Source organism: bacterium, from assembly GCA_018830565.1.
Taxonomy (GTDB): domain Bacteria; phylum UBA9089; class JAHJRX01; order JAHJRX01; family JAHJRX01; genus JAHJRX01.
This window is the reverse complement of sequence record JAHJRX010000033.1, coordinates 1-26,291: the sequence shown is the minus strand read 5'-3', so window position 1 is coordinate 26,291 and position 26,291 is coordinate 1. Positions and strand designations below refer to the sequence as shown.

Genomic DNA, 26,291 nt, shown 5'->3' with positions numbered 1-26,291 from the left:
TAATCCTTTTTTAGATAGGATATTAGTGATGGTAGAAGTGAGGGTAGTTTTACCATGATCGATATGTCCAATTGTTCCCACATTAAGATGGGGTTTAGTTCTTTCAAATTTTTTCTTAGCCATAAGGATTACCTCCAAAAAAAATATTAAATTACTCTTATTAACAAATTTATATTAGAACACCTATTAATAAAAACTTGACCTAGGGCAAATTAATTTAAGTGCCAACAAATTTATCTTTTATTATTCAGTATTATTTCTTGGGTCTAGTTTTTGTTAATAACTACTCTATCTTTGCGATCTAAGTATTACTTACCTCCTTTTAAAACATTCTCCATAATATTTTTAGGTACTTCTGAAAACTTAAAAAACTCCATATTATAAGTTCCTCTACCTTGAGTTAAAGAACGTAAAGTGGTAGCGTATCCAAACATCTCAGCTAAAGGAGCTGTAGTATTTATTACTTGCCTATCTCTTTTGCTAATAATCTCTAAGATACTTCCTCTTTTAGAGCTAATATCGGCTATAACATCTCCCATATACTCTTTTGGTGTAATAATCTCTAATTTCATTAATGGTTCTAACAGAATCAACTCTCCTTTTAAGACTGCTTCTTTTAAAGCCATAGAACTAGCTATTTTAAAGGCTAACTCTGAAGAGTCAACCTCATGGTAAGAACCATCTAATAAAGTTACTTTAATGCCTATTAAAGGGTAGCCAGCCAAAACTCCATGTTCTGTAGATTCTACAATCCCTTTTTTTATGGCTTGAATATATTCTTTCGGTACAGCCCCCCCTACTATTTTACTCTCTATTTCTATTTCTTGACTTTCTGACTTTTGACCTTCTAAGAAAGGCTCTACCTTGATAATAATATGCCCGTATTGACCTCGTCCCCCACTTTGTTTTATGTATTTTCCTTCACCTTTGGCTTCCTTTTTAATAGTTTCTCTATAAGAAACTTGGGGTTTTCCAACAGTTACTCCTACATTAAACTCACGAGTCATCCGATCGGTAATAATTTCTAAGTGAAGCTCACCCATTCCAGAAATTATAGTTTGTCCTGTTTCGCTATCGGCGTGATATTTAAAGGTTGGGTCTTCTATAGAAAGCTTATTTAAGACTAAAGATAATTTTTCTTGATCTTCTTTGGTCTTAGGCTCTATGGCTAATGAAATTACTGGCTGAGGAAATTTAATAGCCTCTAAAACAACAGGATATTCTTCGCTACATAAGGTATCTCCTGTAGTCACATTTTCAAGTCCAATAATTGCTCCAATATCTCCCGCCCTTACTTCTTTGTAGTCTTCTCTTTTATTAGCATGCATTCGTAATATTCTACCAATACGATTCTTCTTTCCTTTGGTAGAATTATAAACATAACTTCCTGCCTTTATTGTTCCGGAATACACTCTGGCATAAGCTAAATTATCTATAAATTTATCACTTACAATCTTAAAAATTAAAGCAGCCAGAGGTTCATCAATTGTATTTTTGCAAACTACTTTTTCCCCTGTAGTTAAAAGAGTTCCTTCTACCGTAGAAATATCTTTCGGAGAAGGTAAGTAATCCACTGCCGCATCTATTAAAGATTGAACTCCTTTATTTCTGAAGGAAGCTCCACAAAGAACTGGAACTAAATAATTACTTATGGTGGCTTGACGTAAAACTAAACCCAACTCTTCTTCTTTTACTTCTTCATTGTCAATATACTTCTTCATAATTAATTCGTCATATTCCGCTAAATTTTCTATCAATTTTCCTCTAAAAAGAGTAGCTTCTTCTAAAAATTCTAAAGGAATTTCTATATCTTTAAATCTAATTCCTTTTTCTTCATCTTCCCAAACTCGTGCTTTCATATTAACTAAATTAATTATTCCTTTGAAGTTTTCCTCTTTACCTAAAGGAATTTGAATAGGAACCGCATTTGTTCCTAACCTTTGACAAATCATATCTACCGTTCCTTTAAAATCTGCTCCTACTTTATCCATCTTATTTATAAAGGCAATCCTAGGAACTTTATATTTATCTGCTTGATACCAAACCGTTTCGGATTGAGGCTCTACTCTTCCTACGGAGCAAAAAAGAGCTATTGCTCCATCTAATACCCTTAAAGACCTTTCTACTTCAGCCGTAAAATCTACATGACCAGGAGTATCTATTATATTTATTTGGCATTCTCTCCAAAAGCAAGTAGTAGCTGCAGAAGTAATGGTAATTCCTCGCTCTTGTTCTTGCTCCATCCAATCCATGGTAGTGCTACCTTCATCAACTTCTCCAATCTTATAAACTTTACCGGTATAAAATAAGATCCGTTCAGTAGTGGTAGTCTTACCAGCATCAATATGAGCTATAATTCCTATATTACGAATATTTTTTAACGACATCTTTTTAACATCTGGATCTTCTTTTTAAAAGAAAGAAAATTCCACCTTTTTTATCATCCCCTTTGCTATAAAATTACCAACGGTAATGAGCAAAAGCTTTGTTGGCTTCAGCCATCTTATGAGTATCATCTCTCTTTTTGATAGCTAATCCCGTACCGTTATAAGCATTAATTAATTCATTCGCTAATTGTTCTTTCATGCTTTTTCCTTTAGAGGTTCTAGCGAAATTTATTATCCATTTACCAGCTAAAGTAGTTCTTCGAGCTTCTGGAACTTCCACTGGCACTTGATAAGTAGCTCCTCCGACACGACGAGATTTTACAGCTAAATAAGGTTTTACATTATCTATAGCTTTTTCAAAAACCTCAAATCCTGGTTTTTTTATTCTCTTTTGAATAATCTCTAAAGAATCATAAAATATTTTCTCAGCTACACTTTTTTTCCCGCACTTCATAATATTATTGATAAACCTAGCAGCTAAAATACTACTATAGACTAAATCTACCTTAATCTCTCTTTTTTTAACAAACTTTTTTCTAGCCATAAAACTTCTTTCCTACTATCTTATTTTTTTTCTGTTTTTGATTTTGATTCTGTTTTTGATTTTAATCCTGTTTTTGATTCTATCTTTGGTCGCTTGGCACCATACTTAGAACGAGCTTTTTTACGATTTGCTACTCCCAAGGTATCTAAAACTCCTCTAATTACATGATAACGTACTCCTGGTAAATCCTTTACTCTTCCTCCTCTGATTAAAACCACTGAATGTTCTTGCAAATTATGACCAATTCCAGGAATATAAGCTGTAGCTTCAAAGCCGCTAGTTAATCTAACCCTGGCTACTTTTCTTAGAGCAGAATTAGGTTTTTTAGGGGTACTTGTATAAACCCTGGTGCAAACTCCTTTTCTTTGAGGGGAACCAGCTAAAGCTAAAGATTCTCTCTTCTTCTTTAACGACTTCCTTCCTCTTTTAACTAACTGGTTGATAGTAGGCATTACCTCTCCTTAACTTTGTAAACATTCAAGTATCGATCAATGTATCGATCAATCTTTCCCTAATAAGAAACTTTCTTCATAAGAAACAAAAAAACAGCTTAAAGCTGCTTTTGAAACCCTATACTTTTACTTAAAGTAACTGGTTTTCTGCCCTTTATTAACCCTCCTGATCATAACTTTATAATTTTTAAAGTTATCCCTTATATCCCTTAAGAAAGGTAAAATTTAACATTACTTAAACATTTTGTCAAGACATTTTTTATGCCAAAAGATAAAAATATCAACACTTAAATTTAGTTAGCCTTTGTACCCAAGCTACCCAAGCAAAATTAGTTTGCAAAAATTTAATCTGGGATTTCAAGTAATATTTTTTCACAAATCTATTTTACTTGAGGATATATTAGATTCTTCTTCCTTAGACTCTTCTTTCTTTATGATAATCTTTACATTTTTATCTCTTATAAATCCAGTCCCAACAGGAACTAAACTTCCAATAATCACATTCTCTTTTAATCCTTTTAAATAATCTATCTTTCCCTTTATTGCCGATTCTGTTAAAATTTTAGTGGTTTCCTGGAAAGAAGCTGCTGAAATAAAACTTTCTGTAGCTAAAGAAGCTTTAGTAACTCCTAATAAAATTGCCTTACCTTGAGCCGGTCTTAACTCTTTTTCTATGCATTCCTTATTAATCTTCTTAAAAGTTACCTTACTTACTTGTTCTCCGGTTAAGAAATCAGTATCTCCAGAATCAGTTATCTCTACTTTTCCTAACATCTGTCTTATTATTATCTCAATATGCTTGTCATTAATATCGACTCCTTGTAAACGGTAAATCTCTTGAACTTCATTGACTAAATATTCTTGTAAGCTCTTTTCTCCTTTAATTCTTAAAATATCATGAGAATCGATCGGACCATCAATAAATGCTTCTCCTGCTGAGATAAAATCTCCATTATGTACTCTTAGGTGTTTACCCAGAGGAATAGAATAAACTCTTTCTGTCCCTGTTTCGCTAACTACCCCGATGTTTCTACATCCTCTACTAATTTCTCTAAATTCTACTACACCGTCAATCTCAGAAACTATCGCCGCTTCTTTAGGATGTCTGGCTTCAAATAACTCAGCTATTCGAGGAAGGCCTCCCGTAATATCTTTTGTCCGACTAAGTTCTTGAGGAAACTTAGCTAAAGTTTCTCCTGCTAAAATCCTATCTCCTTCACTAGCGATGATCTGAGCTCCATGGGGCATTAAGTATACCGCCACTTCTTTTCCATCGTCTCCTTCAATTAATATATTAGGTTGAAGCTCTCCTTCTCGGTCTTTAATAACTACTTTTTTAAATAATCCCGTATTTTCGTCTAACTCTTCTCTAATAGTCCTTTCCTTGGTTATATCTCGATATACTACTTTACCGCTATATTCAGTTAAGATAGGTTCATTATAAGGATCAAATTCAGCAATTACTGTACCTGCCTTAACAAAACTACTTTTATTTACAAATAAAGAAACTCCCGCTTTAAGAGTAATCAGGCGATCTTTAGCCATAATAAACATCTTTCCTTCTTCGCTAAAACGCACCATCCCATTTATTTCAGAATTAATAATTCTTCCATTTAACTCATAAAGTATATCTCCTTTGTTTACCCAAAGCCCATCAAATACTTTTAACTCAGCATTAGAAGGAAGAAGATATTCTTTTAATACCTTTCTGATAGTTAAATTGCCTTCCCTTGAAACAATAAATCTTCCTTCGCTAATTTTTATAATATATTTTGGCAAATCAACAACTTCCACTCCATAATTTAATTTTATCTCTTTTTCTTCTGCTTTTCTATAAGCTGTTCCTCCAATATGAAAAGTCCGCATGGTAAGCTGAGTTCCAGGTTCCCCTATACTTTGAGCAGCTATAACTCCTACCGCTTCTCCAATATTTATTAGCTTTCCGGTAGCTAAATTTCGACCGTAACATTTAGCACATGCCCCTCTTTCTGATTCACAAGTTAATAAGGTTCGAATAAGCACTTTTTCTATTTCAGCTTCTCCTATGGCTTTAACAATCTCTTCATTAATTTCTTCTCCTGATTTAATTAATACCTCTCCACTCATAGGATCTACAATATCTTCCAAAGCAATTCTCCCTAAAATCCGATCTGAGAGAGATTCAATAACTTCGTCTCCTTCTTTAATGGCGGCAACAAAAATCCCATTAATAGTACCACAATCTTCTTCAGTGATAATTGCATCTTGGGCTACATCTACCAAACGACGAGTTAAGTATCCAGCATCAGCCGTTTTAAGCGCAGTATCAGCTAATCCCTTTCGAGCACCATGAGTAGAAATAAAATATTCTAACACATCCAACCCTTCTCTAAAGTTAGAAGTAATGGGTAGTTCAATAATTTCACCCGAAGGTTTAGCCATCAGACCTCTCATGCCAGCTAACTGTCGTACTTGTTGCTTACTGCCTCGTGCCCCTGAAGCAATCATCATATAAACAGGGTTAAATCCACCTTGATCCTTTTCTAATTCTTTATACATACTATCAGCTACTTCTTCTCCCACCCGAGTCCACAAATCAACGACTTTATTATATCTTTCTTCACTGGTAATAACTCCATTTTGATATTCTTTTATAACTTCCTCTACTTCTCTCTTACTGGCTTCTAATAAAGCTTCTTTAGCTTTAGGAACCTTTATATCATCAATACCAATAGAAGAACCTGATTTATTTATAAATTTAAAACCTAAATCTTTAAGATTATCTAGAAGTTCTACCGTAACTTCTATCCCAAATCTTTGATAGCACTCAGAAACAATCTTTTCTAATTCTTTTTTTGTTATCTCTTTTTCTACATATTCCATTCCTTCTGGCAAGATGCTATTAAAAATTAACCTTCCAGGGGTAGTCTCTGTTAATTTATCTTTAATTCTGACTTTAATTGATTCATGTAAAGTGATATCTTTAAAGTCGTAAGCCAATAAAACTTCATTTTCATCCACAAAATATTTTAAGTCTTTATTAGTTTCGATCTTCTTAGTAAGATAGTAACATCCTAAAACCATATCCTGAGAAGGAGTAGCTAAAGGTCTCCCATTGGCTGGAGATAAAATACTAAAAGGGGAGAGCATTAATAACTTTGCTTCTAATTGAGCTTCCATAGATAAAGGGACATGAACCGCCATCTGATCTCCATCAAAGTCAGCATTAAATGCCGCACAAACTAAAGGATGAATCTTGATCGCTTCACCTTCTATTAAAACAGGTTCAAAAGCTTCAATACCAGCTCGATGTAAGGTAGGTGCCCGATTTAGTAAAACATAGCACTCCCCAACCACATCTTCTAAGATTTTCCATACTTCAGGATCGCTTTCTTCAACTATCTTTTTTGCACTTTTGATATTATGGACAACTTTATTACTTACTAATCTCTCGATAATAAAAGGTTTAAAAAGTTCTAAAGCCATCTTTTTAGGCAATCCACACTGATGAAATTTTAATTCAGGCCCTACTACAATTACAGAACGGCCAGAATAGTCCACTCTTTTTCCCAAAAGATTTTGGCGAAATCTTCCTTGCTTACCTCTTAAAATATCTGAAAGTGACTTTAAGGGACGACTCCCGGCTCCTTTAACTGCTTTCCCTCTACGACCATTATCAAATAAAGCATCCACTGATTCTTGAAGCATTCTTTTTTCATTTTTAATAATTATTTCTGGTGCTTTTAGCTCCATCAGCCGACCTAATCGATTATTACGATTAATTACCCTTCGATATAAATCATTTAAATCAGAGGTAGCAAAACGTCCTCCATCTAATTGAACCATAGGTCGAAGTTCTGGAGGAATTACAGGAAGAACTTCTAAAATCATCCATTCGGGTTTATTTTCTGAACTTATAAATGCTTCAACTACCCCTAGTTTTTTAATGAGTTTTTTCTTTTTCTGCAAAGAAACCTCTTCTCTTGTTTCTTCTTTTAACTCTTTAGCCATCTGAGGTAGATTTATACTTCTTAGAAGTTCCTTAATTGCTTGAGCTCCACTATCGCAGACAAAAGAAGATTTATGTAATTTTTTAGCCTCATAATATTCTTCTCTGGTCAAAAGTTGCATCTTTTTAAGATTAGTCTTGCCTGGATCGATCACTATATACACTTCGAAATAAATAACTCTTTCTAAGTCTTTTACCGAGATGTTTAAAAGCAGAGCCATTTGGCTGGGGACTCTTTTTACAAACCAAATATGAGCCACCGGAGCTACTAAGCTTATATGACCCAATCTCCTTCTTCGCACATCACTTCGAGTCACTTCTACTCCACAGCGATCGCAAATCACCCCTTTATATCTAATACTCTTAAACTTTCCACAAAAACATTCCCAATCCCGAGTAGGACCAAAAATCTTTTCACAAAAAAGACCTCCTCGTTCTGGTCTAAAGGTCCTATAATTTATAGTTTCTGGTTTTTTTACTTCACCATAAGACCAAGAAAGAATATCTTTAGGAGAAGCTACTTTGAGGCTGATACCTATAAACTTTTCAAACTCTGCCTCATTTTCTATATCGAGTGCTTTTTCGATATTTACTTCCTCAATTCCTTTCTGAAAGGTATTTTCTGGTGGTAAAATACTTTCTTGCTCTATAGTATCGTTACTTATCAAAATTTCCTCCAATATTCTTTACTTTTTCCCTAACAGTTTTTGAGCAGCCATTAAATTCTTATTCACAAATTCTTCTTTAGTTAATTTATTTACATCCATTAAACTTCCATTTTCATTAACTACTTGAACATTTAAAGCCAACCCCTGAAGTTCATGGACTAAGACATTAAACGACTCTGGTATCCCAGATTTTTTAGAAATTTCTCCTTTGACAATAGCTTCATAAGCTTTGGCTCTTCCAGTAATATCATCAGATTTTACAGTTAATAACTCCTGCAAGCAATAAGCTGCCCCATATGCCTCTAAAGCCCATACTTCCATTTCTCCTAATCTTTGTCCGCCAAATTGAGCCTTGCCCCCTAAAGGTTGTTGAGTAACTAAAGAATACGGACCAGTAGAACGAGCATGAATTTTATCTTCCGCTAAATGAGCTAATTTCATTATGTAAATATAACCCACTGTAACTTTTTGATCAAATGGCTCTCCGGTTCTTCCATCGTATAATTCAACCTTTCCATTTTCAGGCAAGTTAGCCTTTTTCAAGTACTCCTTGATATCATCTTCGGAAGCCCCGTAAAACACCGGGGTAATTGCTTGAATTCCTAAAACATGAGCTGCCCATCCTAAATGAGTTTCTAAAACTTGTCCTAAATTCATTCGCGAAGGCACAGAAAGAGAATTTAAGACAATATCTACCGGAGTTCCATCTTTTAAAAAAGGCATGTCTTCTATAGGTAATATTTTAGAAATCACTCCTTTATTGCCATGTCGACCAGCCATTTTATCCCCAACCGTAATCTTTCTTTTCATGGCTACATATACTTTAACTAACTTTTCTACTCCTGGAGATAAATCATCTCCCTTACGTTGAGAAAAAACTTTTACGTCTATAACCGTACCTTCGATACCGTAAGGCACCCGCAAAGAAGTATCTCTTACTTCTCTTGCTTTTTCTCCAAAAATAGAATAAAGAAGTTTATATTCAGGAGAAAGCCCAGCCTCTCCTTTTGGAGTTACTTTTCCTGCTAAAATACTTCCTGGCTTTACTTTTGTCCCAATCTTTATTATTCCATCCTTATCTAAATTAGCTAACGCTCCTTCTCCTAAGTTAGGAATATCCCGAGTTATGGACTCCGGCCCTAACTGAGTATCTCTTGCTTCCACCTCAAATTTTTCAATATGAATAGAAGTATAAACATCATCTTTTAATAGTCTTTCACTTATTAAAATAGCATCTTCAAAATTATATCCTCCCCATGACATGAAAGCTACTAAAAGATTTTTTCCTAAAGAAAGTTGTCCATATTTAGTAGACATCCCATCCCCAATAATATCTCCTTTTTCCACCCTTTCTCCTGCTTTTACCAAAGGATGTTGATTAATACAAGTAGTCTGATTAGATCTTTTATATTTAAAAAGCTCATAACCAAAAGCCTCCCCTTTATCATCCGTGATCTCTATCTTGTTTCCAGAAACCTTAGTTACCATTCCAGAAACTTCGCTTACTACACAAGCACCTGAATCTTTGGCTATTTTTTCTTCTATGCCTGTAGCCACACAAGGAACTTCAGGATAAAGCAAAGAAACAGCTTGCCTTTGCATATTAGATCCCATTAAAGCTCTATTAGCATCGTTATGTTCTAAAAAAGGAATTAAATTAGTAGCTATACTTACTAATTGCCTAAAAGAAACATCTATAAAATCTACCTTTTCTCTTGGAATGATAGAAAACTCTCCTTGATGTCTCACTGGAATTTGTTCATCTATTAAATAACCATCTTTATCAATCTTGATACCGGTAGTAGCAATATAATACTTGTCTTCCTCGGTAGCAAAAAGATATTTAATTTCATTTAGGATTCTTCCATTTTTAACTACTCGATAAGGAGATTCAATAAAACCATATTCATTTGTTTTGGCATAAGTAGCCAAAGAAACAATTAAACCAATGTTAGGCCCCTCAGGAGTTTCAATGGGACAAATTCGACCATAATGAGTATAATGGACATCTCTTACTTCAAAACCAGCTCTTTCTTTACTTAGACCTCCTTGACCTAATGCACTTAAACGTCTTTTATGAGTAAGGCCAGCTAAAGGATTAGTTTGGTCCATGAACTGGGATAACTGACTAGATCCAAAAAATTCATTGATAGACGCAGAAATAGGTTTAATACTTATTACTGATTGAGGAGTCATAGTCTCTACATCCTGAATAGTCATTCTCTCTCTTACTCCTCTTTCTAATCGGGCAAATCCTACTCGAAGCTGATTCTCTAATAACTCTCCAATAGACCTAACTCTTCTATTGCCTAAATGATCAATATCATCACCTTCTGCTTGTTCGGCAGAAAGTTTCATTAAACCTCTGATAGTTTCTATGATATCTTCTTTAGTTAAGACAGTAGTCTCTACCGGAATATCTAAATTTAGTCTTTGATTAGTCTTATACCTTCCTACTTTTCCTAAATTATATCTATCTGGATCAAAGAACAGTCTATTAAAAGATAATTGGGCATTTTCTGTAGCCACTGATGCCTCTCCTGTTCTTATTAAGTTATAAATTTTAATTGAGGCTTCTTCTTTATTCTTTGTTTCATCTCTCTCTAAAGCACCAAGAAGCGAACTACCTATTTTGTCTAAATCAATAATAGAGATCTCTTCTATACCACTATCTTTAATAATCTCTAAAGCCTTTTTATCTAATTTTTGTCCGGTAAAAGCTAATATTTTTTCTGCTTTTTTATCTATAATATTTTCGGCCAAGCGAACTGAGGTTAAGTTTATTTCTTCTTTTAAAGAAACTTTCTTGCTTTGATAAAATAAAGAGATAATCTCTTCATTTGTTTCATAACCTAATGCTCTTAAAATTAAACTAGCTAATACCTTCTTTTTTCGAGCAAGACGAAGATACATAACATTATTAGCACTTATTTCAAACTCTACCCAAACACCCCGATAAGGCACAATCTTAGCTGAATATAATCGTAGTTCTTTGTCATAATCAAAGAATACTCCAGGAGATCTATGTAACTGACTAACTACAACTCTTTCAGCTCCATTAATAATAAAAGTACCTCCATTGGTCATAACAGGAATATTCCTCATAAAAACATCTTGTTCTCTAATTTCTCCTGTTTTTTTATGAATCAATCTTAACTTCAGATAAAAAGGAATAGCCCAAGTAATGTCTTTCTCTCGACATTCTTGTTCTGTGTATTTAGGCTTTCCAAAATAATACTCTACAAATTCTAAAACTAACTTTCCATTAAAATCCTCTATCGGAAAAGTTTCCCTTAAAACCCTCTGAAGTCCTTGGTCTTTTCTCTCTACTGGAGGAATACCCATTTGCAAGAAGTCCTTATAAGACTGGCGCTGGATAGAGACTAAATCTGGGATCTCCATAATTTCTGAAACTTTACTAAAAGATACTTTTTTAACCTTCTCTTGGTAGCTAAGCAAAATGCTTCTTCCTTTCTTTTTATCTTTAATTATAAGCATTCAGGTATCTAAATTATGGGCTCTAGACTAAATTGTCAGCTAACCCGCTGACCACTGATTGCTAAACGTTTACAAAATTTAAAATATATCTTTCTAAAATTTTAAATTATTAAAAACTTTAAATTATTAAAAACTTGGCTCTATTCTTTTCTATATTTCTAAAGCTACTAATTTTACTTTATCTCAATTACTGCCCCTACCGCCTCTAACCTTGCTTTTATCTCTTCGGCCTCTTTTTTACTCACTTTTTCCTTTATTGGCTTAGGAGCGTTATCTGCTACATCCTTAGCTTCTTTTAATCCTAAAGAAGTAACAACTCTTATTTCCTTAATTACCTGAATTTTTTTATCTCCAACACTAGCTAAAATAACATCAAATTCTGTCTTTTCTTCTACTGCTGGTGCCGCCGATACTTGAATGGTGGGCCCGGTAGCAGCTGGCATCATTGCCGCAGTAACTCCAAACTTATTTTCTAATTCTTTGACTAGTTCCGAAAGCTCTAAAACAGACATATTAGAAATACTTTCTATTAACTCTTCTTTAGTAGCAACTGGCATACAAACCTCCTCAATAAATAATTTTATTTAAATCTAAAAACTTTATTACAAAATGACCCTCAGCAATGCTCGGACTTACTCATATTTTTTAGCTCTCACCCCCATGAAGAGGAAAACAGTTTCCCTTTCATGGCAACCTCTGCATTCCCTCTCTTTTATTTAATTACCTTAAGGATTGACTTTTTCCTTTTGTTCTTTAATTGCCTTTAAACATACTAATAGTCCTTTAATTGGAGAGGAAAGAACACTAACTAAATTGGTAAGAGGTAATTTTAAATTAGTAACTAATCTTGTCAATAAAACTTCTTTTGAAGGTAAATCAGCTAATTCTTTAACTTTATCAGAAGTTATCACTTGGCCTTGCAAAATTCCTACTTTTACCTCTAATTTTTTATACTCTTTATTAAAATCCAGCAGTGCTTTAGCTAAAAAGGTAGTCTCATTTAAGTCAATAGCTACGGCTGTGGGTCCAGCAAGATATTTATCTAAAGAAGACAAATTTATACCCTGCACTGCCCTTTTAATTAAAGTATTTTTTACTACTTTGTATTCAATGTTTTCTTTTCTCAATTTATTTCGTAATTCTGTAATTTCCTTGACATTAAGCCCTTTAAAGTCAGTTAAAACACTTAAATTAGCTTTACCTAATTTGCTTCTTAAATCTTCAACAATAACTGTTTCTTTTTCTCTTAAACTTTTCATAATTTTCTATCCTTTTTACCAGATTAATCTTCAATAAGTTTACGTACTTCAGCCAAATCAACTCTAATTCCTGGACCCATAGTGGAAGAAAGAGATAATCCTTTGATATATTGACCCTTAGCCGCCGAAGGCTTGACTTGCATAATGGCTTTCATTAAAGCTTTAATATTTTCTATCAGGCTTTCTATAGAAAAAGATATCTTCCCTAAAAGAACATGAACTATACCATAGCTATCAGCTCTAAATTCAATCTTACCAGCTTTAAATTCTTTAATCGCTTTAGCTAATTCAAAAGTCAAGGTTCCTGTTTTAGGACTAGGCATGCATCCTCTGGGTCCTAAAATCTTACCTAACTGAGAAATCTCTTTCATAATATCTGGAGTAGCCATAACTATATCAAAATCCAACCATCCTTCTTTAATCTTTTCAATGTATTCTTGATCTCCTGTATAATCCGCCCCTGCCTCTTGAGCTTCTTTTGCTTTTTCACCCTTAGCAAAAACTAATATCTTCACATCTTTGCCAACGCCATAAGGCAAGACTACCGTACTTCTTACTTGTTGATCAGCATGTTTAGTTTGTACTCCAAGCTTTACAGCAACCTCTAATGATTCATCAAATTTAGTATAAGCTATTTTCTTGATAAGCTCAGTTGCTTCTCTTGGACTATAAAATTTTTGTTTATCTACTTGTTCTACTGCTTTCTTGTACTTTTTCCCTCTAAAAGCCATAATCATCTCCTTATTTATCTATTCTACAATCTCTACACCCATATTTTTAGCCGTTCCACATATTTGCTTAATAGCTCCTTCTATATTAACTGCATTTAAATCTGGTTTCTTAATTTCTGCAATCTTCTTAATTTCTTCCATGCTAATCTTGGCTACTTTCTCCCGATTAGGATTGGAAGAGCCTTTTTCAATATTAACTGCTTTTTTAATAAGAACAGCAGCGGGTGGCGTTTTCAATATAAAAGAAAAGCTTCGATCTTCGTATATCCTAATTACTGCTGGAATAATAGTACCTTCTTGATTAGCAGTTTGAGCGTTAAAGGCTTTACAAAATTCCATAATATTTACTCCATGTTGCCCTAATGCTGGACCTATAGGAGGAGCCGGATTGGCTCTTCCAGCTGGAATTTGTAACTTAATTTCTTTCATTACTTTTTTAGCCATATTTTTCCTCTTTTATATTTTTTCTACTTGATGAAACTGCAACTCTACTGGAGTGCTTCGACCTAATACATTAATCATTAATTTTACTCTCTCTTTATTTACACTTAACTCTGCTACAGTCCCAAAGAAATTAACAAATGGTCCATCAGTTACTCTTAAACTTTCTCCTTCTTCGAATTGAGCTTTTATCTTAGCCTTCTTACTTCTTCCAGAAACATTTTCTAAAATAGCTTCTACTTCATTTTCCTCAATAGGCAAAGGTTGTCCATTTTTAATACCCACAAATCCAAACACTCCAGGAACATTCTTAATAACTTGCCAAACTTCCTCAGTCATACCTACTTCAATTAAGATATAGCCTGGAAAAAACTTTTTAGTGGAAAGCACCTTCTTTCCTCGTCTTACTTCTGTTACTTCTTCTGTAGGAATTAAGATCTGTTTTACCTTATCTTCCATATTCATGCTTCTCAGTCTCTGTTCAATGTTAGATTTTACTCTGTTTTCGTGACCTGAGTAAGCCTGAATAACATACCAACCTAAATTACTTTCCATACATAGCACCCTCACTAATAATTTATCTAAATTACTTGAAATAATTAATATTCGAAATCTTAGGAGTTTTGACCATTAATTACAATACTATTCAATACTATTCAAAATTCCCCAGAAAATAGGAGTTTTGTCCATTAATTACAATACTACTCAAAATTCCCCAGAATTCGAGTAGTATTGTAATTTCTTAACTTAAGAAGGAAATACAATTAAACCCATTAGTTTAGTTAAGATTAAATCAATCACACCAATATAAATACTTACAATTATTACAGAAATAATAACTATTAGCGTAGAATTTATAGTTAATTTTCTATCTGGCCAAGAAACTTTTCCTGTAGGAGGTATAGTTTCTAACCATACTTCTTTCAAAAATTTCCTTACTTCCTTAAACAATAAAAACTCCAAGTTAAAATTATAAGAATGGCAGGCCCGGCAGGACTTGAACCCGCAACCATCGGATTTGGAGTCCGGTGCTCTACCAATTGAGCTACGGACCTTAGTGTGAAGTTTGATTTTTGAAACTTAATGAGGTAGTACAATTATATTTATTTAGTTTCTTTATGAATAACATGCCCTCGACAAAATTTACAATATTTTTTTAATTCAATCTTAGTAGTCTTTTTCTTCTTATTTTTAGTAGTAGAATAATTTCTATTCTTACACTCATTACATGCTAAGATTACTATATCTCTTGGCATTTTCCACCTTAATTTTAATATTTACTTAATTTTAAAAAAATATAATAACATTAATCAAAAATTTGTCAAGTAAAATTTTATATATGTAACAGCAAAATGAAAATGTCCTGTTTTCCGTTAAATAGAAATGTCCTTTAAAGATTAAAAGTAGACACTTTTAACTTAAATTCCCGAATTTTTATAACTACAAGTTGGTAACAGGTAACTATTTAAAAATAAAGGGGATTAAGCCGGTTATAGTTATAACAAAATTATAACTATAAAAATAAAGAAACCCGCGTCTTCATTGCCTTTTTGGAAAATAATTATCTTAAAACGGGAATTTAGGTAATTACTCCTCTTTAATCATCGCTTCTTCTTCTAACATCACGGGAATCCCCTCTCTAATAGGATACTTCCTACGGCAAGAAACACAAGTAAGAGTTTGTTCTTCTTCATTATAAACGATATTGCTTTTACATACTGGACAAGCTAAAATTTCAAGTAATTCTGGACTAATCATTGTTTTTCTCCTTTTTACTAAAATTTATCTGTTCTCATTATCTATACTCTTTAATTTCTTAACTACATCTTCAATTATCCAAGAAGGAGTAGAAGCGCCAGCAGTAACTCCAATAATTCTTTGATCTTTAATCCAATCACTCTTTAACTGACGTGATTCTTCGATATGGTAAGTCTGGTGATTTACCTTTTTACATATATCTGTTAATCTTCTAGTGTTAGCGCTATTATAACCTCCTATGACAATCATTACTCCTACTTTTTTAGCTAACTGAAGAGAAGATTTTTGCATAGATAAAGCCGATTTACAAATAGTGTTAAAGACTCTTAGTTCTTTAAAATGAGAAATTAACCGGTAAACTATCTTTTTAAAATTTTCTAAAGTTTGAGTAGTTTGAGCCACTACTCCTAACTTGTCTGTGTTTAAAAAAAGCTTAGAAACTTCTTTTGAAGAGTTTAGACAAAAGACATTATTAGCTACTAATTCTAAAATGCTTGTTACTTCAGGATGTTCTTTTTCCCCAATGATGATTATAGTATAACCTTTCTTTTTAAGATGAAGGGCAATTTTTTGAACCTTTGAGACATTAGGACAAGTAGCATCAATAATCTCCAATCCTTTTTCTTTTGCTTTTTGGTATATCTTAGGAGAAACTCCATGAGATCTAAAGATAATGGTTCCCCTGTCAATTTGATCTAGATCGTCAATCGTCTTTATTCCTGACTCGGTTAACTTTTTTACTACTTGAGGATTATGAATAATGGGTCCCAAGGTAAAGGTACGGTTAGCCCTATAAACAGAATGAGAAGCTAAATTTATCGCTCTCTTTACCCCGTAACAAAACCCAGCATTTTCAGCAACAATGATCTCCATTACTCTATCTTTCCTAAATTATTAACCTTTTCCATGATTATGTTAATAATCTTAAGGTAAAGGTACGGTTAGCCCTATAAACAGAATGAGAAGCTAAATTTATCGCTCTTTTTACCCCGTAACAAAACCCAGCATTTTCAGCAACAATGATCTCCATTACTCTATCTTTCCTAAATTATTAATCTTTTCCATAGTTATGTTAATAATCTTCTGGTAGCTTTCTTTATTTAAGTTAGATAAAATTTCTTCTGAATATTCGATGGAAGGACCAAATCTTACTTGAACCTGACCAGGTTTAATTATGTATTTACCCCAAGGTAACATTTTAAAGGAATCCTTGATATAAGCAGGAATTATAATAGCGCCAAATTCTTTTTTAGCTTTGGCGATAATCATGCCAGCACCTACTTGACCTTGTTGTAGTTTCCCATCTTTACTTCTCGTCCCTTCTGGGAATAAAAGCAAAACTTTTTGGATTTTTAAGATTTGGAAACAATTAGCCAGAGCTTGTCGATCCACGGCGTTTCTTTTGATAGGAAAGGCGTTTAAAGAAGAGAAGATATCTTTTAATAATTTAAACTTAAAAAGCTCTGCTTTAGCTAAGAAGTAAACTTCTCTAAACAAACTAACTGCTATTATTGGAGGGTCTAAATTACTGGAATGATTAGATAAAATTAAAACGCCTCCTTTTCTAGGAATATTCTTACTTCCCGTAATCTTTAAGTTAAACAAGAATCTAAAAATAACTCTTAAGAAAAGATGGGTAAGTTTATAAAAAGGATTCAAAGATTTATTCCTTTTTTAAGAATATGATTTAAGACCAAAGAAGATACTTCATCAATAGAAAAATCTGAAGTATTAACTTTAATAGCATCTTCTGCGCATCTTAAAGGGCCTATAACCCTGGTAAGGTCTTCTTGATCTCGATGCTCCATCTCTTTGGTTACTTCTTCTAAACTTAATTTTTTGCCTTTAGCTATAAGCTCCTGATACCTTCGTTGGGCTCTTATTTCCAAATTAGCTTCTAAGTAAAACTTAAAATCTGCCCACGGAAAGACTACCGTGCCAATATCTCTTCCGTCCATGGCAATATGATTATCTTGATGATAAGACCTTTGAAGCTCTACCATAGCCTTTCTAAAGGCACTATTTTTAGCTACTTTGGAAATGCAATGGTCAATGACCGGATCTCTAATTTGATCAGTAATGTCTTGTCCATCGATATATACCTTAAGAGGAGAACCTTTTTTTAAGAAAAGATGGGTATTTTTTAAGAATTCTTCCAAGTTCTTTAGATTATCTAAGTCAATATTATTTTGAATAACTTTCCAAGTAAGGGCTCGATACATTGCTCCAGAATCAATATACAAAAAATTAAGCTTTTGAGCAATAATTTGAGCAACAGTACTCTTACCCGAAGCGGCAGGACCATCAATAGCAATAATTATATTTTTTTGTTTAAAGCTTGTCTTAGAATCTACCATCTTTCTACTACCAAAAGATCTTCTTTAAATTTGGACTAAGTCAAATAAGATTTTAGTAAATTGAGGAAAAGAAGTATTAAGACACTCTATGTCTTCTACTGTTGTCTCTCCCCTTGAAACCAATCCAGCTATAATTAAGGTCATAGCTATTCGATGATCTCCGTGAGAAGTTACTTTGTTGCCCACAAGAAAGTTTACTCCTTCGATCAGCAGACCATCTTCCAATTCTTTAATCTTGGCTCCTAATTTATTAAGTTCACTTACGGTGGTCTTAATACGATCAGATTCTTTTACTCGTAATTCAGAAGCTCCTGTAATTTTAGTAGTTCCTTGGGCTAAGCAAGCAGCTAAGGCAATAATAGGAATTTCATCAATAATTTGGGGAATAATTTCATAATCCAAAGTCACACTCTTTAATTTCTCACTGCCTATAATCTTTAGATCTCCTACTGGCTCTCCACATTCTTCATGAAAATTTAAAATTTCTATAGATGCTCCCATCTTACTTAATACTGCTAAAATACCAGTTCTATTAGGATTTAAACCTAAATTAGGAATATAAAGAAAAGAATTAGAAATTAAAGTAGCTAAAACGATGAAGAAAGAAGCCGAAGATATATCTCTGGGAATATTTATTACCTGAGGAGATCTTAAATAAGAAGCTTTTTTAATAGTGGTAGTAAGTCCTTCTTTTTTTATCTCTGCCCCAAAATAACTTAGCATTTTTTCAGAATGATCTCTGGAAGGAATTGGTTCAGTATAAGAAGTGCTACCAAGAGCATATAAACCAGCTAACAAAACAGCCGACTTTACTTGAGCACTGGCCAAAGGAGCTTTATAATTAATACCTTTCAGCTTAGGATTACCAACCACAGCTAAAGGAGCAAAATTATTGTCATCTCGGCCGTATATCTTACCGCCCATTAAAGAAAGAGGCTCTATTACTCTCTTCATTGGTCTACTCTTTAGCGAATCATCTCCAGTCAGAACCGTAAAAAATCCTTGAGCTGAAAGAAAACCCAAAAGAAGTCTCATGCTCGTTCCTGAATTTCCTAAATTTATTAACTCCTTTGGTTCCCTAAGCCCATTTAACCCAACTCCAGAAATATAAAGATCTTTATCTTGAAATATAGGCTCAACGCCCATTAATCTTAAAGCAGATAAAGTATTTAAACAATCCTCGCTCTTTAAAAAATCTTTAATTAAGGTTTCTCCATCGGCTAAAGAACTTAAGATCATAGCTCGATGGGTAATAGATTTATCTCCGGGAATATCTATACTTCCTTTTAAATATTTAATAAGTTTAACTGTGATAGAAGGCATGATGTTTTTTCCATCTTATGGGTTTAACTGTTATCGAGAGCATTATTCTCTTCTTTCCACTTTTTAGAATTTGAAAATTCTTCTTTTATCTGGATATTTTCTTTTTCTTTAATTATTTTTTCCCAGTAAGAAATCTTATCTTTCAATAGAGTTATGCTTTTTAAAATCATCTCGTCATTACTTAAAACTATGTCGCTCCACATATAGGAATTACTAGCTGCAATGCGGGTCATATCTCTAAAGCTTGGGGCTATGATATCAGGAAGAATGGGAAACTTTTTCTGTAAATCATTGGTAATATTAATCAAGGCAGAAGCTAAGATATGAGGTAGATGGCTAATTAAAGCAAAAATTTCATCGTGTTCTAAGGGAGTTAAAAAATATATTTTAGCTCCGGCTAACTCCCAAATTTCTTTTATTTGTTTTAGACTCTCTTCAGAAGTAGAAGGAAGAGGAGTAATAATGCAGGGCTTATGAGCAAATAAGTCTTTTTTTGCAGCTTCAATTCCAAAAAGGTGAGATCCAGCAATAGGATGACTTCCTACAAAATTTATACTTTGACAAAAAAAAAGGCTATCAGAACTTGTAATCTCGTTCTTAGTACTCCCGGTGTCAGTAATGACACAAGAAGGTTTTACAAAAGGAATAATCTCTAAAACAACTTTTTCAATAGCCCTTATAGGAGTAGCTATGACCACAACATCTGAATCTTCTACTCCTTTTTTAGGATCTATGAATCCTTGGTCAATGACACCTAATCTAACTGCCTTTTCGATCTGGTTAGAATTTCTTGCTACTCCAATAATCTTTAAATTTTTGTTCTTAGCTTTTAAAGCCAGTCCTAAAGAGCCTCCAATTAATCCTAAACCAATGATGGTTAATTGCTTGATCATTCTAAATTATTTTTCCCATAAGCTTAACTAAGGGCTTTAATTCATTGATAAGATTTATAAATTTTGTGGGAGTGAGAGATTGTTCTCCATCTGAATATGCTTCTTCTGGATTAGGGTGGACTTCGATCAGCAAACCGTCACATCCAGCAGCTACGCTGGCTTTAGACAAAGGGGCTACCCATTTCCAATTACCACCTGCATGGCTCGGATCAACAATAATAGGCAGATGGCTTAATTCTTTAATTACGGGAACAGCTGAGATGTCCAAGGTATTACGAGTTACTTCAACAAAAGTACGAATACCTCTTTCGCATAAGATTACTTCTGGATTCCCAGAAGAGAGAATATATTCAGCGGACATTAATAAATCTTTAATCGTAGCACTCAGGCCTCTTTTAAGAAGAATAGGTTTTTTGCAGGCACCCACTTCTTTTAAGAGAGAGTAATTTTGCATATTACGAGCTCCAATTTGGATAATGGAAGCATATTGGACTACTAAATCTACTTCTCGAGGATCCATCACTTCAGTGATAATAGGTAATCCTGTTTCTTGGGAAGCCGAGGCTAAATATTTTAAGCCTTCTTTTCCTAACCCCTGAAAGTCATAAGGAGAAGTACGAGGCTTAAAAGCTCCTCCTCTTAAGATATGAGCTCCTGCTTCTTTTACGGCTTTAGCGGCGGATAAAATTTGCTCTTCGCTTTCTACAGAGCAAGGACCACCTATAATTACTAAGGTATCTCCTCCAATAGTAACTTTATTGTCTATGTTTATGGTAGTCTTTTCAGGTTTAAAATCTCTACTAGCTAATTTATAAGGTTTTAAAATAGGCAAAACCTTTTCTATGCCAGGAACAGCTTCTAAAGGATAAGCAGAAAGAATTCGATCATCTCCTATTACCCCAATAATGGTTCTTTCTGATCCTTTAGAAACATGATGTTTTAAACCTACTTTACTTAATCGTTCGGCAATATGATCTATTTGCTCTTGAGTAGCCCCAGGTTTTAATACAATAATCAATTAATTTCTCCTTTTTTGCTGGTATTATTTCCTATGTCTAATTTTCGTTAATAAGTGCTATATGCAATCTGATAAATAACTTGACATAATAGTTGTATTTCCACCCCCTAACCCCCGCCAGCGGGGGACAGCCTCGTGGATGTCCGTTGTTTCGTTGCCTTTCTTTTCGGACAGAGACAAACTTATCCCCCGCTGGCGGGGGTTAGGGGGTGGATTTTCCCTACGAGGTATGTCAACTTAATTAATGGATTGCATATAGAAAAGCTGATACCTGAATGTTGACTCAATTTCCTATTGGGTAAGATCCTAAGACTTTAAAGATCAGACAATTTTTTTCTAATTCAGAAAGAGCTTTTTTAATTTTTTGATCATCGACATGTCCCTGCAAATCAACAAAGAATAGATATTTCCACATTTCTTGTTTTGAAGGACGAGACTCTATCTTAGTGAGATTGATATTATATTTAGAAAATGGTTTTAAGCTACTATGCAAAGTTCCGGGCTTATCTTTTATGGAAAAGAGAGTGGAGGTTTTGTCATGATCGGTAGGGGCACATAATGTATGGCCAATGACTAAAAAACGAGTATAATTTCTGAGATGATCTTCTATGTCTTTATCTAAGATATTTAAGTTGTAAATATTAGCCGCAATAGTGCTAGCTATGGCCGCGCAAGTATTATCTTGGCTGGCAATTTCTGCTGCTTTAGCCGTGCTGGAAGTGATAATCTTTTCTGCCCAATAAAGGTTACTATTTAGCCAATTCTTAGTTTGAGCAAAAGCTTGAGAATGAGAGTAGACTTTCTTAATCTCTTTGATAGATTTTACTTGGGAAAGCAAGCAATGAGATATTTCTTGGTAAATTTCAGCACATATCTTTAAATCAGAGTCTATAAACATGTCTAAAGTATTAGTTATTACCCCTTCATTAGAGTTTTCAATAGGCACCACTCCATAATTAGCTTCTCTTTTTTCTACCTTGGCGAAAACTTCTTCAATACTATCTAAACTTAGGTATTCTGAAGAAGAGCCAAATTTATTCTTAGCTACCAGATGAGTAAAAGTAGCTTCTGGGCCTAAGTAAGCAATCTTTTCCAAAAAAGCAGTATTTCGAGAAGCAGAAATTATTTCACTAAAGATAGCAGAAAGAGCTTTATTAGAAAATAAACCCTTATTTTGAGAAATAAGGTGTTTAATAATCCTATTTTCTCGATCTGGACTAAAAATGTCAATTCCGTTTTCTTTTTTAATCTGACCAATGGAGGTAGCTGTATTTAGTCTTTGGTTAAGTAATTCCAAAATTTGACTATCAATCCGGTCAATTTCTTTTCTTAATTGAGTAAGATCATTCATTTCATTCATTTTTTATAAATATCCCGATGATAAGTAATTAAATTTACCTTATATTTCTTTTTGGAAATTTCTTGAGAAAGTAAATTAGCTATCACCACTGAACGATGCCTGCCACCTGTGCAGCCAATAGCTATAGTAAGATAAGTTTTACCTTCTTCTATGTATTGAGGAATTAAAAAAAAGATAAACTTTTTAAATTTTTTAACAAAGATCTTAGTAAGATCATGATTTAAGATAAAATCACTTACCTTTAGATCATCTCCGGTCAGATGACTTAGTTCTTCTATGTAATGGGGATTGAGTAAAAACCTTACATCAAAGACTAAGTCTGCATCATTAGGTATTCCAAATCGATAACCAAAAGAGACAATGCTTATATTCATAGGAATAAGAGTCTCTTTGGTAGTAGGACTAATTGCCTTTTTCAGAGTATGATGAAGTTCGTTGGGAGTAAGATTAGTCGTATCAATGATAATATCGGCACTTTCTCTTATCCTTTGAAGTATTTCTCGTTCTTTATTAATACTCTCAATTAAAGTTTCTGTCTTTAAAAATAAAGGGTGTCTTCTTCGAGTTTCATTAAATCGTCTAGTAATAACTTCATTAGAAGCATCTAAAAAGAGAACCTTGTAAGTAATATTTTGAGTTTTAAAATTATTTAAAACATCAAAAAAGTTTTCTAAAAATTCTCCTTCTCTAATATCTATCACTAAGACTATTTTATCAATTTTACTTTCAGGTTTACCACATAACTCTACAAACTTAGGGACTAAAGCAGTAGGTAAGTTATCTACACAAAAAAAATTTAAATCTTCAAGGCATTTAACAACTAAACTCTTACCAGCTCCAGAAAGACCGGTAATAATAATAAATTTTGTCTTCATGTCTTTGTCTTTTGAGAGGAATCTTGAATCCAGTTTAAAAGTTCTTTATTAAATTCTTCGGCGGAGTGGTAGCCCATCTCCTTCAAGCGATGATTCATCGCTGCTACTTCAATAATTACAGCAATGTTTCTTCCTGGCCGAATAGGAAGAAGAATCTGAGGAATCTTTATGCCTAAGATAGAGATGGTCGGTTCTTCCAAGCCTAAACGATCATACTCTTTGGTGGCGCTCCATTCTTCTAAATTAACTACTAAGTCTATCTTTTTTGAAGATTCTATGGCTCCAATGCCAAATAAATTTTTAATGTTTATAATTCCTAAGCCTCTTATCTCCATATGATGTTTAATCAGCTCAGCCCCATAACCAATTAAAGCATTGCTGGCTGTTCGTTTGATATCCACAATGTCATCAGCTATTAAGCGATGTCCTCTTTCTATTAATTCTAAAGCACATTCACTCTTTCCAGCTCCACTTTTTCCTAAAATCATTATTCCTACTCCAAACACATCTAAAAGACCACCGTGAATACTGGTAGAAGGAGCTAACTTATCTTCTAAGTAGATAGCCAAGCGAGTAGCAAATTTATTCGTGGGCAAACTTGTTCTTAAGATAATAGTTTTATTTTTAATAGCTATCTTTACTAAATCATTTGGAATTTCTTGGCTCCAAGTAATAATAGCTAAAATCTTATATGAAAATAATTTATTAAATAAAATCTTCCTTTTTCCAAGAGAGAAGCTTTCAATATAAGACATTTCTGTCTTACCAAATACTTGAACTCTTTTATATTCAAAGTACTTTAAGTATCCGGTTAAAGCTAAGCCAGGCCTATTGACATCAGTGGCTACAATCTTCTTTTTTAGCCCTTCTTCACCAGCTATAAGTTCCAATTCTAAGTTAGAATTAGAATCATTTAAAATTTCTTCAATAGATATTCCGACCATATTTGAAAATTTGGACAAATTACTTGACTTGTTTTTATCAAGAGAGACAAGTTATCGAAACTTGGTAAGATTGATCTATACCCAATATAGTAGTTATTAACGAAAACCGGACATAGGATACATAGGAAATAATACCGAGCAACAAAAGATAAACTTGTTTGCCCTCAAATTAATTTGCTCTATGTCAAATTTTCATTAATAAATGCTATAATTAACAGGTGCTATAAATTAGGGTTATAATAAGTGGGTAGCGAAGACTCATAGACTTCGGAATAGGTAAAAAGATCATGGAAGATACAAAACTTATTTTAAATTTCAAATTTGGAATTTGCAAATTGTAATGATAAATTTAAAATGAAAATCCTTGGTGTCCATAATCCTCTGTCTGCTCTTATTTTGAGTCTATCCCTTTATAAATGCTTGGCCTCTTCTTTTTTTATTAAGGATAAAACTTCTTGGGATGTTTTAGTCTTTATTAATAATTCACGAAAATAATTATGTTTGAGTAATCTTGAAATTCTAGCTAAAACTTTTACATTAATACCAGAATTATCTTCAGGAACCACAAGGAGAAAGATTAAATAAACAGGTTTTTTATCTGAACTACTAAAATCTTCTATCCCTTCTTCTGATTTTCCAAAAGCAGCTACAACTTTATCTATACAATTAGACCGACCGTGAGGTATGGCTATGCCATTACCAATCGCAGTACTCATTAACTCTTCTCTACTTTTAACTACTCTTAAAATTTCCTCTTTATCTTTAATTTTTCCTCCCTTTTTTAAGAGATCTACCATTTCTACCAAGACTTCTTCTTTATTTTTTGCTTTTAGGGCAACTTCAATTACATCTTCATTTAATATTTCAGCTAAAGTCATAATTTCCTCCTCATTACTCAAAAACTGGCTCTATTAATCCTAAATTTTTATCTCGCCGATGATAAATAACATTGACTTGATTTGTTTTTGAGTTTAAAAAAACAAAAAAGACTTCTTTGCTAAGATTTAATTGGATAATGGCTTCATCTAAAGGCATAGGTTTAGTAGCAAATTTTTTAGTTTTTATAACTCTACAGGTAGCTTCTCCTTGAGAAGAAAAAGTTTCTAAGACAGCTTCTTTATTAGGCAGGTTAATCTTTTGTTTTTCCTTTTGTTTTTTAAGTTGGCTTTCTAATTTTAGGACAACTTTATCGATAGATAAATACATATCATTAGAAGAAACTTTACCATTAACTACTTGCCCACTGGAAAGCAATGATACTTCTATTTGGTGACAACTTCTTTCTATAAAAAGTGTTACATTTACAATTAAGGACTTATCTTTAAAGTATTTCTCAATCTTCGATAATTTTTTCTCTATGTAGTTTTTTAAAGCTGCTGTTATTTCTATATGACGACCGGTAACAATTATTTCCAAAATAAAACTCCTTTTATTTTTAATTATTTTATTTCAAACTTTAATTATTTCAAAGTTTAAAAAACCAGGATCAATTAAAAAACTTTTAATTAACTACAAACTTTCTATTTAAAATTACCTCTCTTCTGAATCTTAAACTATATATAAGATTTAACATATCGATACTTTATTGTCAATTAATTTTTATTTAGTTGTTAAATATAACATTTTGATATTATAATCACAACATCAAAAAAATAGTGTAATACCAAAATGAAAATGTCCTAATCTGGCAAAATGAAAATGTCCTGTTTAAGGATGTAAAATATCCCTCAAAAAAGGAGGGAGAAATGGAAGAAAAGGACATTTTCGAAATGAGCAAAAAAGAGTGGGCAAGATT

At 33.2% G+C, this 26,291-nt stretch carries 26 protein-coding genes and 1 tRNA gene; all 27 read right to left on the bottom strand.

Going from position 1 to position 26,291, the window contains the following annotated elements:
• On the bottom strand, nt 1-123 hold a 123-nt coding region (tuf, locus tag KJ849_02620; protein MBU2599454.1), incomplete at its 3' end, for an elongation factor Tu.
• 185 nt (nt 124-308) lie between these two features.
• Nucleotides 309-2,387, bottom strand: coding sequence for an elongation factor G (gene fusA, locus KJ849_02615; GenBank protein MBU2599453.1), 2,079 nt, complete (start codon nt 2,385-2,387; stop codon nt 309-311).
• Nucleotides 2,388-2,460: 73 nt separating this feature from the next.
• On the bottom strand, nt 2,461-2,931 hold the full coding sequence (gene rpsG, locus KJ849_02610) for a 30S ribosomal protein S7 (GenBank protein ID MBU2599452.1): 471 nt from the start codon (nt 2,929-2,931) through the stop codon (nt 2,461-2,463).
• Nucleotides 2,932-2,951: 20 nt separating this feature from the next.
• Entirely contained in the window at nt 2,952-3,383 is a 432-nt protein-coding gene (rpsL, locus tag KJ849_02605; GenBank protein MBU2599451.1) for a 30S ribosomal protein S12, read from the bottom strand.
• A gap of 372 nt (nt 3,384-3,755) precedes the next feature.
• Entirely contained in the window at nt 3,756-7,910 is a 4,155-nt protein-coding gene (gene rpoC / locus KJ849_02600; protein ID MBU2599450.1) for a DNA-directed RNA polymerase subunit beta', read from the bottom strand.
• Nucleotides 7,911-8,057: 147 nt separating this feature from the next.
• Nucleotides 8,058-11,537 (bottom strand): DNA-directed RNA polymerase subunit beta, encoded by a 3,480-nt coding sequence (gene rpoB / locus KJ849_02595; GenBank protein ID MBU2599449.1) that lies wholly within the window; start codon nt 11,535-11,537, stop codon nt 8,058-8,060.
• Nucleotides 11,538-11,710: 173 nt separating this feature from the next.
• A complete protein-coding gene (gene rplL, locus KJ849_02590) occupies nt 11,711-12,094 on the bottom strand; it encodes a 50S ribosomal protein L7/L12 (GenBank protein ID MBU2599448.1) in 384 nt (127 codons plus the stop codon).
• Nucleotides 12,095-12,262: 168 nt separating this feature from the next.
• A complete protein-coding gene (gene rplJ, locus KJ849_02585; protein ID MBU2599447.1) occupies nt 12,263-12,796 on the bottom strand; it encodes a 50S ribosomal protein L10 in 534 nt (177 codons plus the stop codon).
• Between the two features lie 23 nt (nt 12,797-12,819).
• Nucleotides 12,820-13,527 carry a 50S ribosomal protein L1 gene (gene rplA / locus KJ849_02580; GenBank protein ID MBU2599446.1) on the bottom strand — a complete coding sequence of 236 codons (708 nt, stop codon included), beginning with the start codon at nt 13,525-13,527 and terminating at the stop codon, nt 12,820-12,822.
• Nucleotides 13,528-13,545: 18 nt separating this feature from the next.
• Entirely contained in the window at nt 13,546-13,971 is a 426-nt protein-coding gene (gene rplK / locus KJ849_02575; protein ID MBU2599445.1) for a 50S ribosomal protein L11, read from the bottom strand.
• A gap of 12 nt (nt 13,972-13,983) precedes the next feature.
• Complete coding sequence (nusG, locus tag KJ849_02570; protein ID MBU2599444.1) at nt 13,984-14,523, bottom strand: transcription termination/antitermination protein NusG; 540 nt, start codon at nt 14,521-14,523, stop codon at nt 13,984-13,986.
• A gap of 192 nt (nt 14,524-14,715) precedes the next feature.
• On the bottom strand, nt 14,716-14,895 hold the full coding sequence (secE, locus tag KJ849_02565; protein MBU2599443.1) for a preprotein translocase subunit SecE: 180 nt from the start codon (nt 14,893-14,895) through the stop codon (nt 14,716-14,718).
• 52 nt (nt 14,896-14,947) lie between these two features.
• Nucleotides 14,948-15,023: transfer RNA gene (locus KJ849_02560), tRNA-Trp, on the bottom strand.
• Between the two features lie 48 nt (nt 15,024-15,071).
• Complete coding sequence (gene rpmG, locus KJ849_02555) at nt 15,072-15,224, bottom strand: 50S ribosomal protein L33 (GenBank protein ID MBU2599442.1); 153 nt, start codon at nt 15,222-15,224, stop codon at nt 15,072-15,074.
• Between the two features lie 331 nt (nt 15,225-15,555).
• On the bottom strand, nt 15,556-15,723 hold the full coding sequence (locus KJ849_02550; GenBank protein MBU2599441.1) for a Trm112 family protein: 168 nt from the start codon (nt 15,721-15,723) through the stop codon (nt 15,556-15,558).
• 27 nt (nt 15,724-15,750) lie between these two features.
• On the bottom strand, nt 15,751-16,599 hold the full coding sequence (locus KJ849_02545; protein ID MBU2599440.1) for a 4-hydroxy-3-methylbut-2-enyl diphosphate reductase: 849 nt from the start codon (nt 16,597-16,599) through the stop codon (nt 15,751-15,753).
• 37 nt (nt 16,600-16,636) lie between these two features.
• Entirely contained in the window at nt 16,637-16,756 is a 120-nt protein-coding gene (locus KJ849_02540) for a hypothetical protein (GenBank protein ID MBU2599439.1), read from the bottom strand.
• On the bottom strand, nt 16,756-17,385 hold the full coding sequence (locus KJ849_02535; GenBank protein ID MBU2599438.1) for a 1-acyl-sn-glycerol-3-phosphate acyltransferase: 630 nt from the start codon (nt 17,383-17,385) through the stop codon (nt 16,756-16,758). The genes KJ849_02540 and KJ849_02535 overlap by 1 nt, the downstream gene beginning before the upstream one ends.
• Complete coding sequence (cmk, locus tag KJ849_02530; GenBank protein ID MBU2599437.1) at nt 17,382-18,083, bottom strand: (d)CMP kinase; 702 nt, start codon at nt 18,081-18,083, stop codon at nt 17,382-17,384. Before cmk ends, KJ849_02535 begins: the two co-directional genes overlap by 4 nt.
• Nucleotides 18,084-18,107: 24 nt before the next feature.
• Nucleotides 18,108-19,406 (bottom strand): 3-phosphoshikimate 1-carboxyvinyltransferase, encoded by a 1,299-nt coding sequence (gene aroA, locus KJ849_02525; GenBank protein MBU2599436.1) that lies wholly within the window; start codon nt 19,404-19,406, stop codon nt 18,108-18,110.
• A 23-nt stretch (nt 19,407-19,429) separates the two neighbouring features.
• Complete coding sequence (locus KJ849_02520; protein ID MBU2599435.1) at nt 19,430-20,299, bottom strand: prephenate dehydrogenase/arogenate dehydrogenase family protein; 870 nt, start codon at nt 20,297-20,299, stop codon at nt 19,430-19,432.
• Between the two features lies 1 nt (nt 20,300).
• Nucleotides 20,301-21,317 carry a 3-deoxy-7-phosphoheptulonate synthase gene (aroF, locus tag KJ849_02515; GenBank protein ID MBU2599434.1) on the bottom strand — a complete coding sequence of 339 codons (1,017 nt, stop codon included), beginning with the start codon at nt 21,315-21,317 and terminating at the stop codon, nt 20,301-20,303.
• Nucleotides 21,318-21,600: 283 nt separating this feature from the next.
• Nucleotides 21,601-22,668 carry a prephenate dehydratase gene (gene pheA, locus KJ849_02510; protein MBU2599433.1) on the bottom strand — a complete coding sequence of 356 codons (1,068 nt, stop codon included), beginning with the start codon at nt 22,666-22,668 and terminating at the stop codon, nt 21,601-21,603.
• A 5-nt stretch (nt 22,669-22,673) separates the two neighbouring features.
• A complete protein-coding gene (gene rapZ, locus KJ849_02505) occupies nt 22,674-23,552 on the bottom strand; it encodes an RNase adapter RapZ (GenBank protein MBU2599432.1) in 879 nt (292 codons plus the stop codon).
• Complete coding sequence (gene hprK / locus KJ849_02500; GenBank protein MBU2599431.1) at nt 23,549-24,496, bottom strand: HPr(Ser) kinase/phosphatase; 948 nt, start codon at nt 24,494-24,496, stop codon at nt 23,549-23,551. The genes rapZ and hprK overlap by 4 nt, the downstream gene beginning before the upstream one ends.
• A 410-nt stretch (nt 24,497-24,906) precedes the next feature.
• Nucleotides 24,907-25,374, bottom strand: a complete 468-nt coding sequence (locus tag KJ849_02495) for a PTS sugar transporter subunit IIA (GenBank protein ID MBU2599430.1) — start codon at nt 25,372-25,374, stop codon at nt 24,907-24,909.
• Nucleotides 25,375-25,387: 13 nt separating this feature from the next.
• Complete coding sequence (gene raiA, locus KJ849_02490; GenBank protein ID MBU2599429.1) at nt 25,388-25,912, bottom strand: ribosome-associated translation inhibitor RaiA; 525 nt, start codon at nt 25,910-25,912, stop codon at nt 25,388-25,390.
• Between the last annotated feature and the right edge of the window lie 379 nt (nt 25,913-26,291).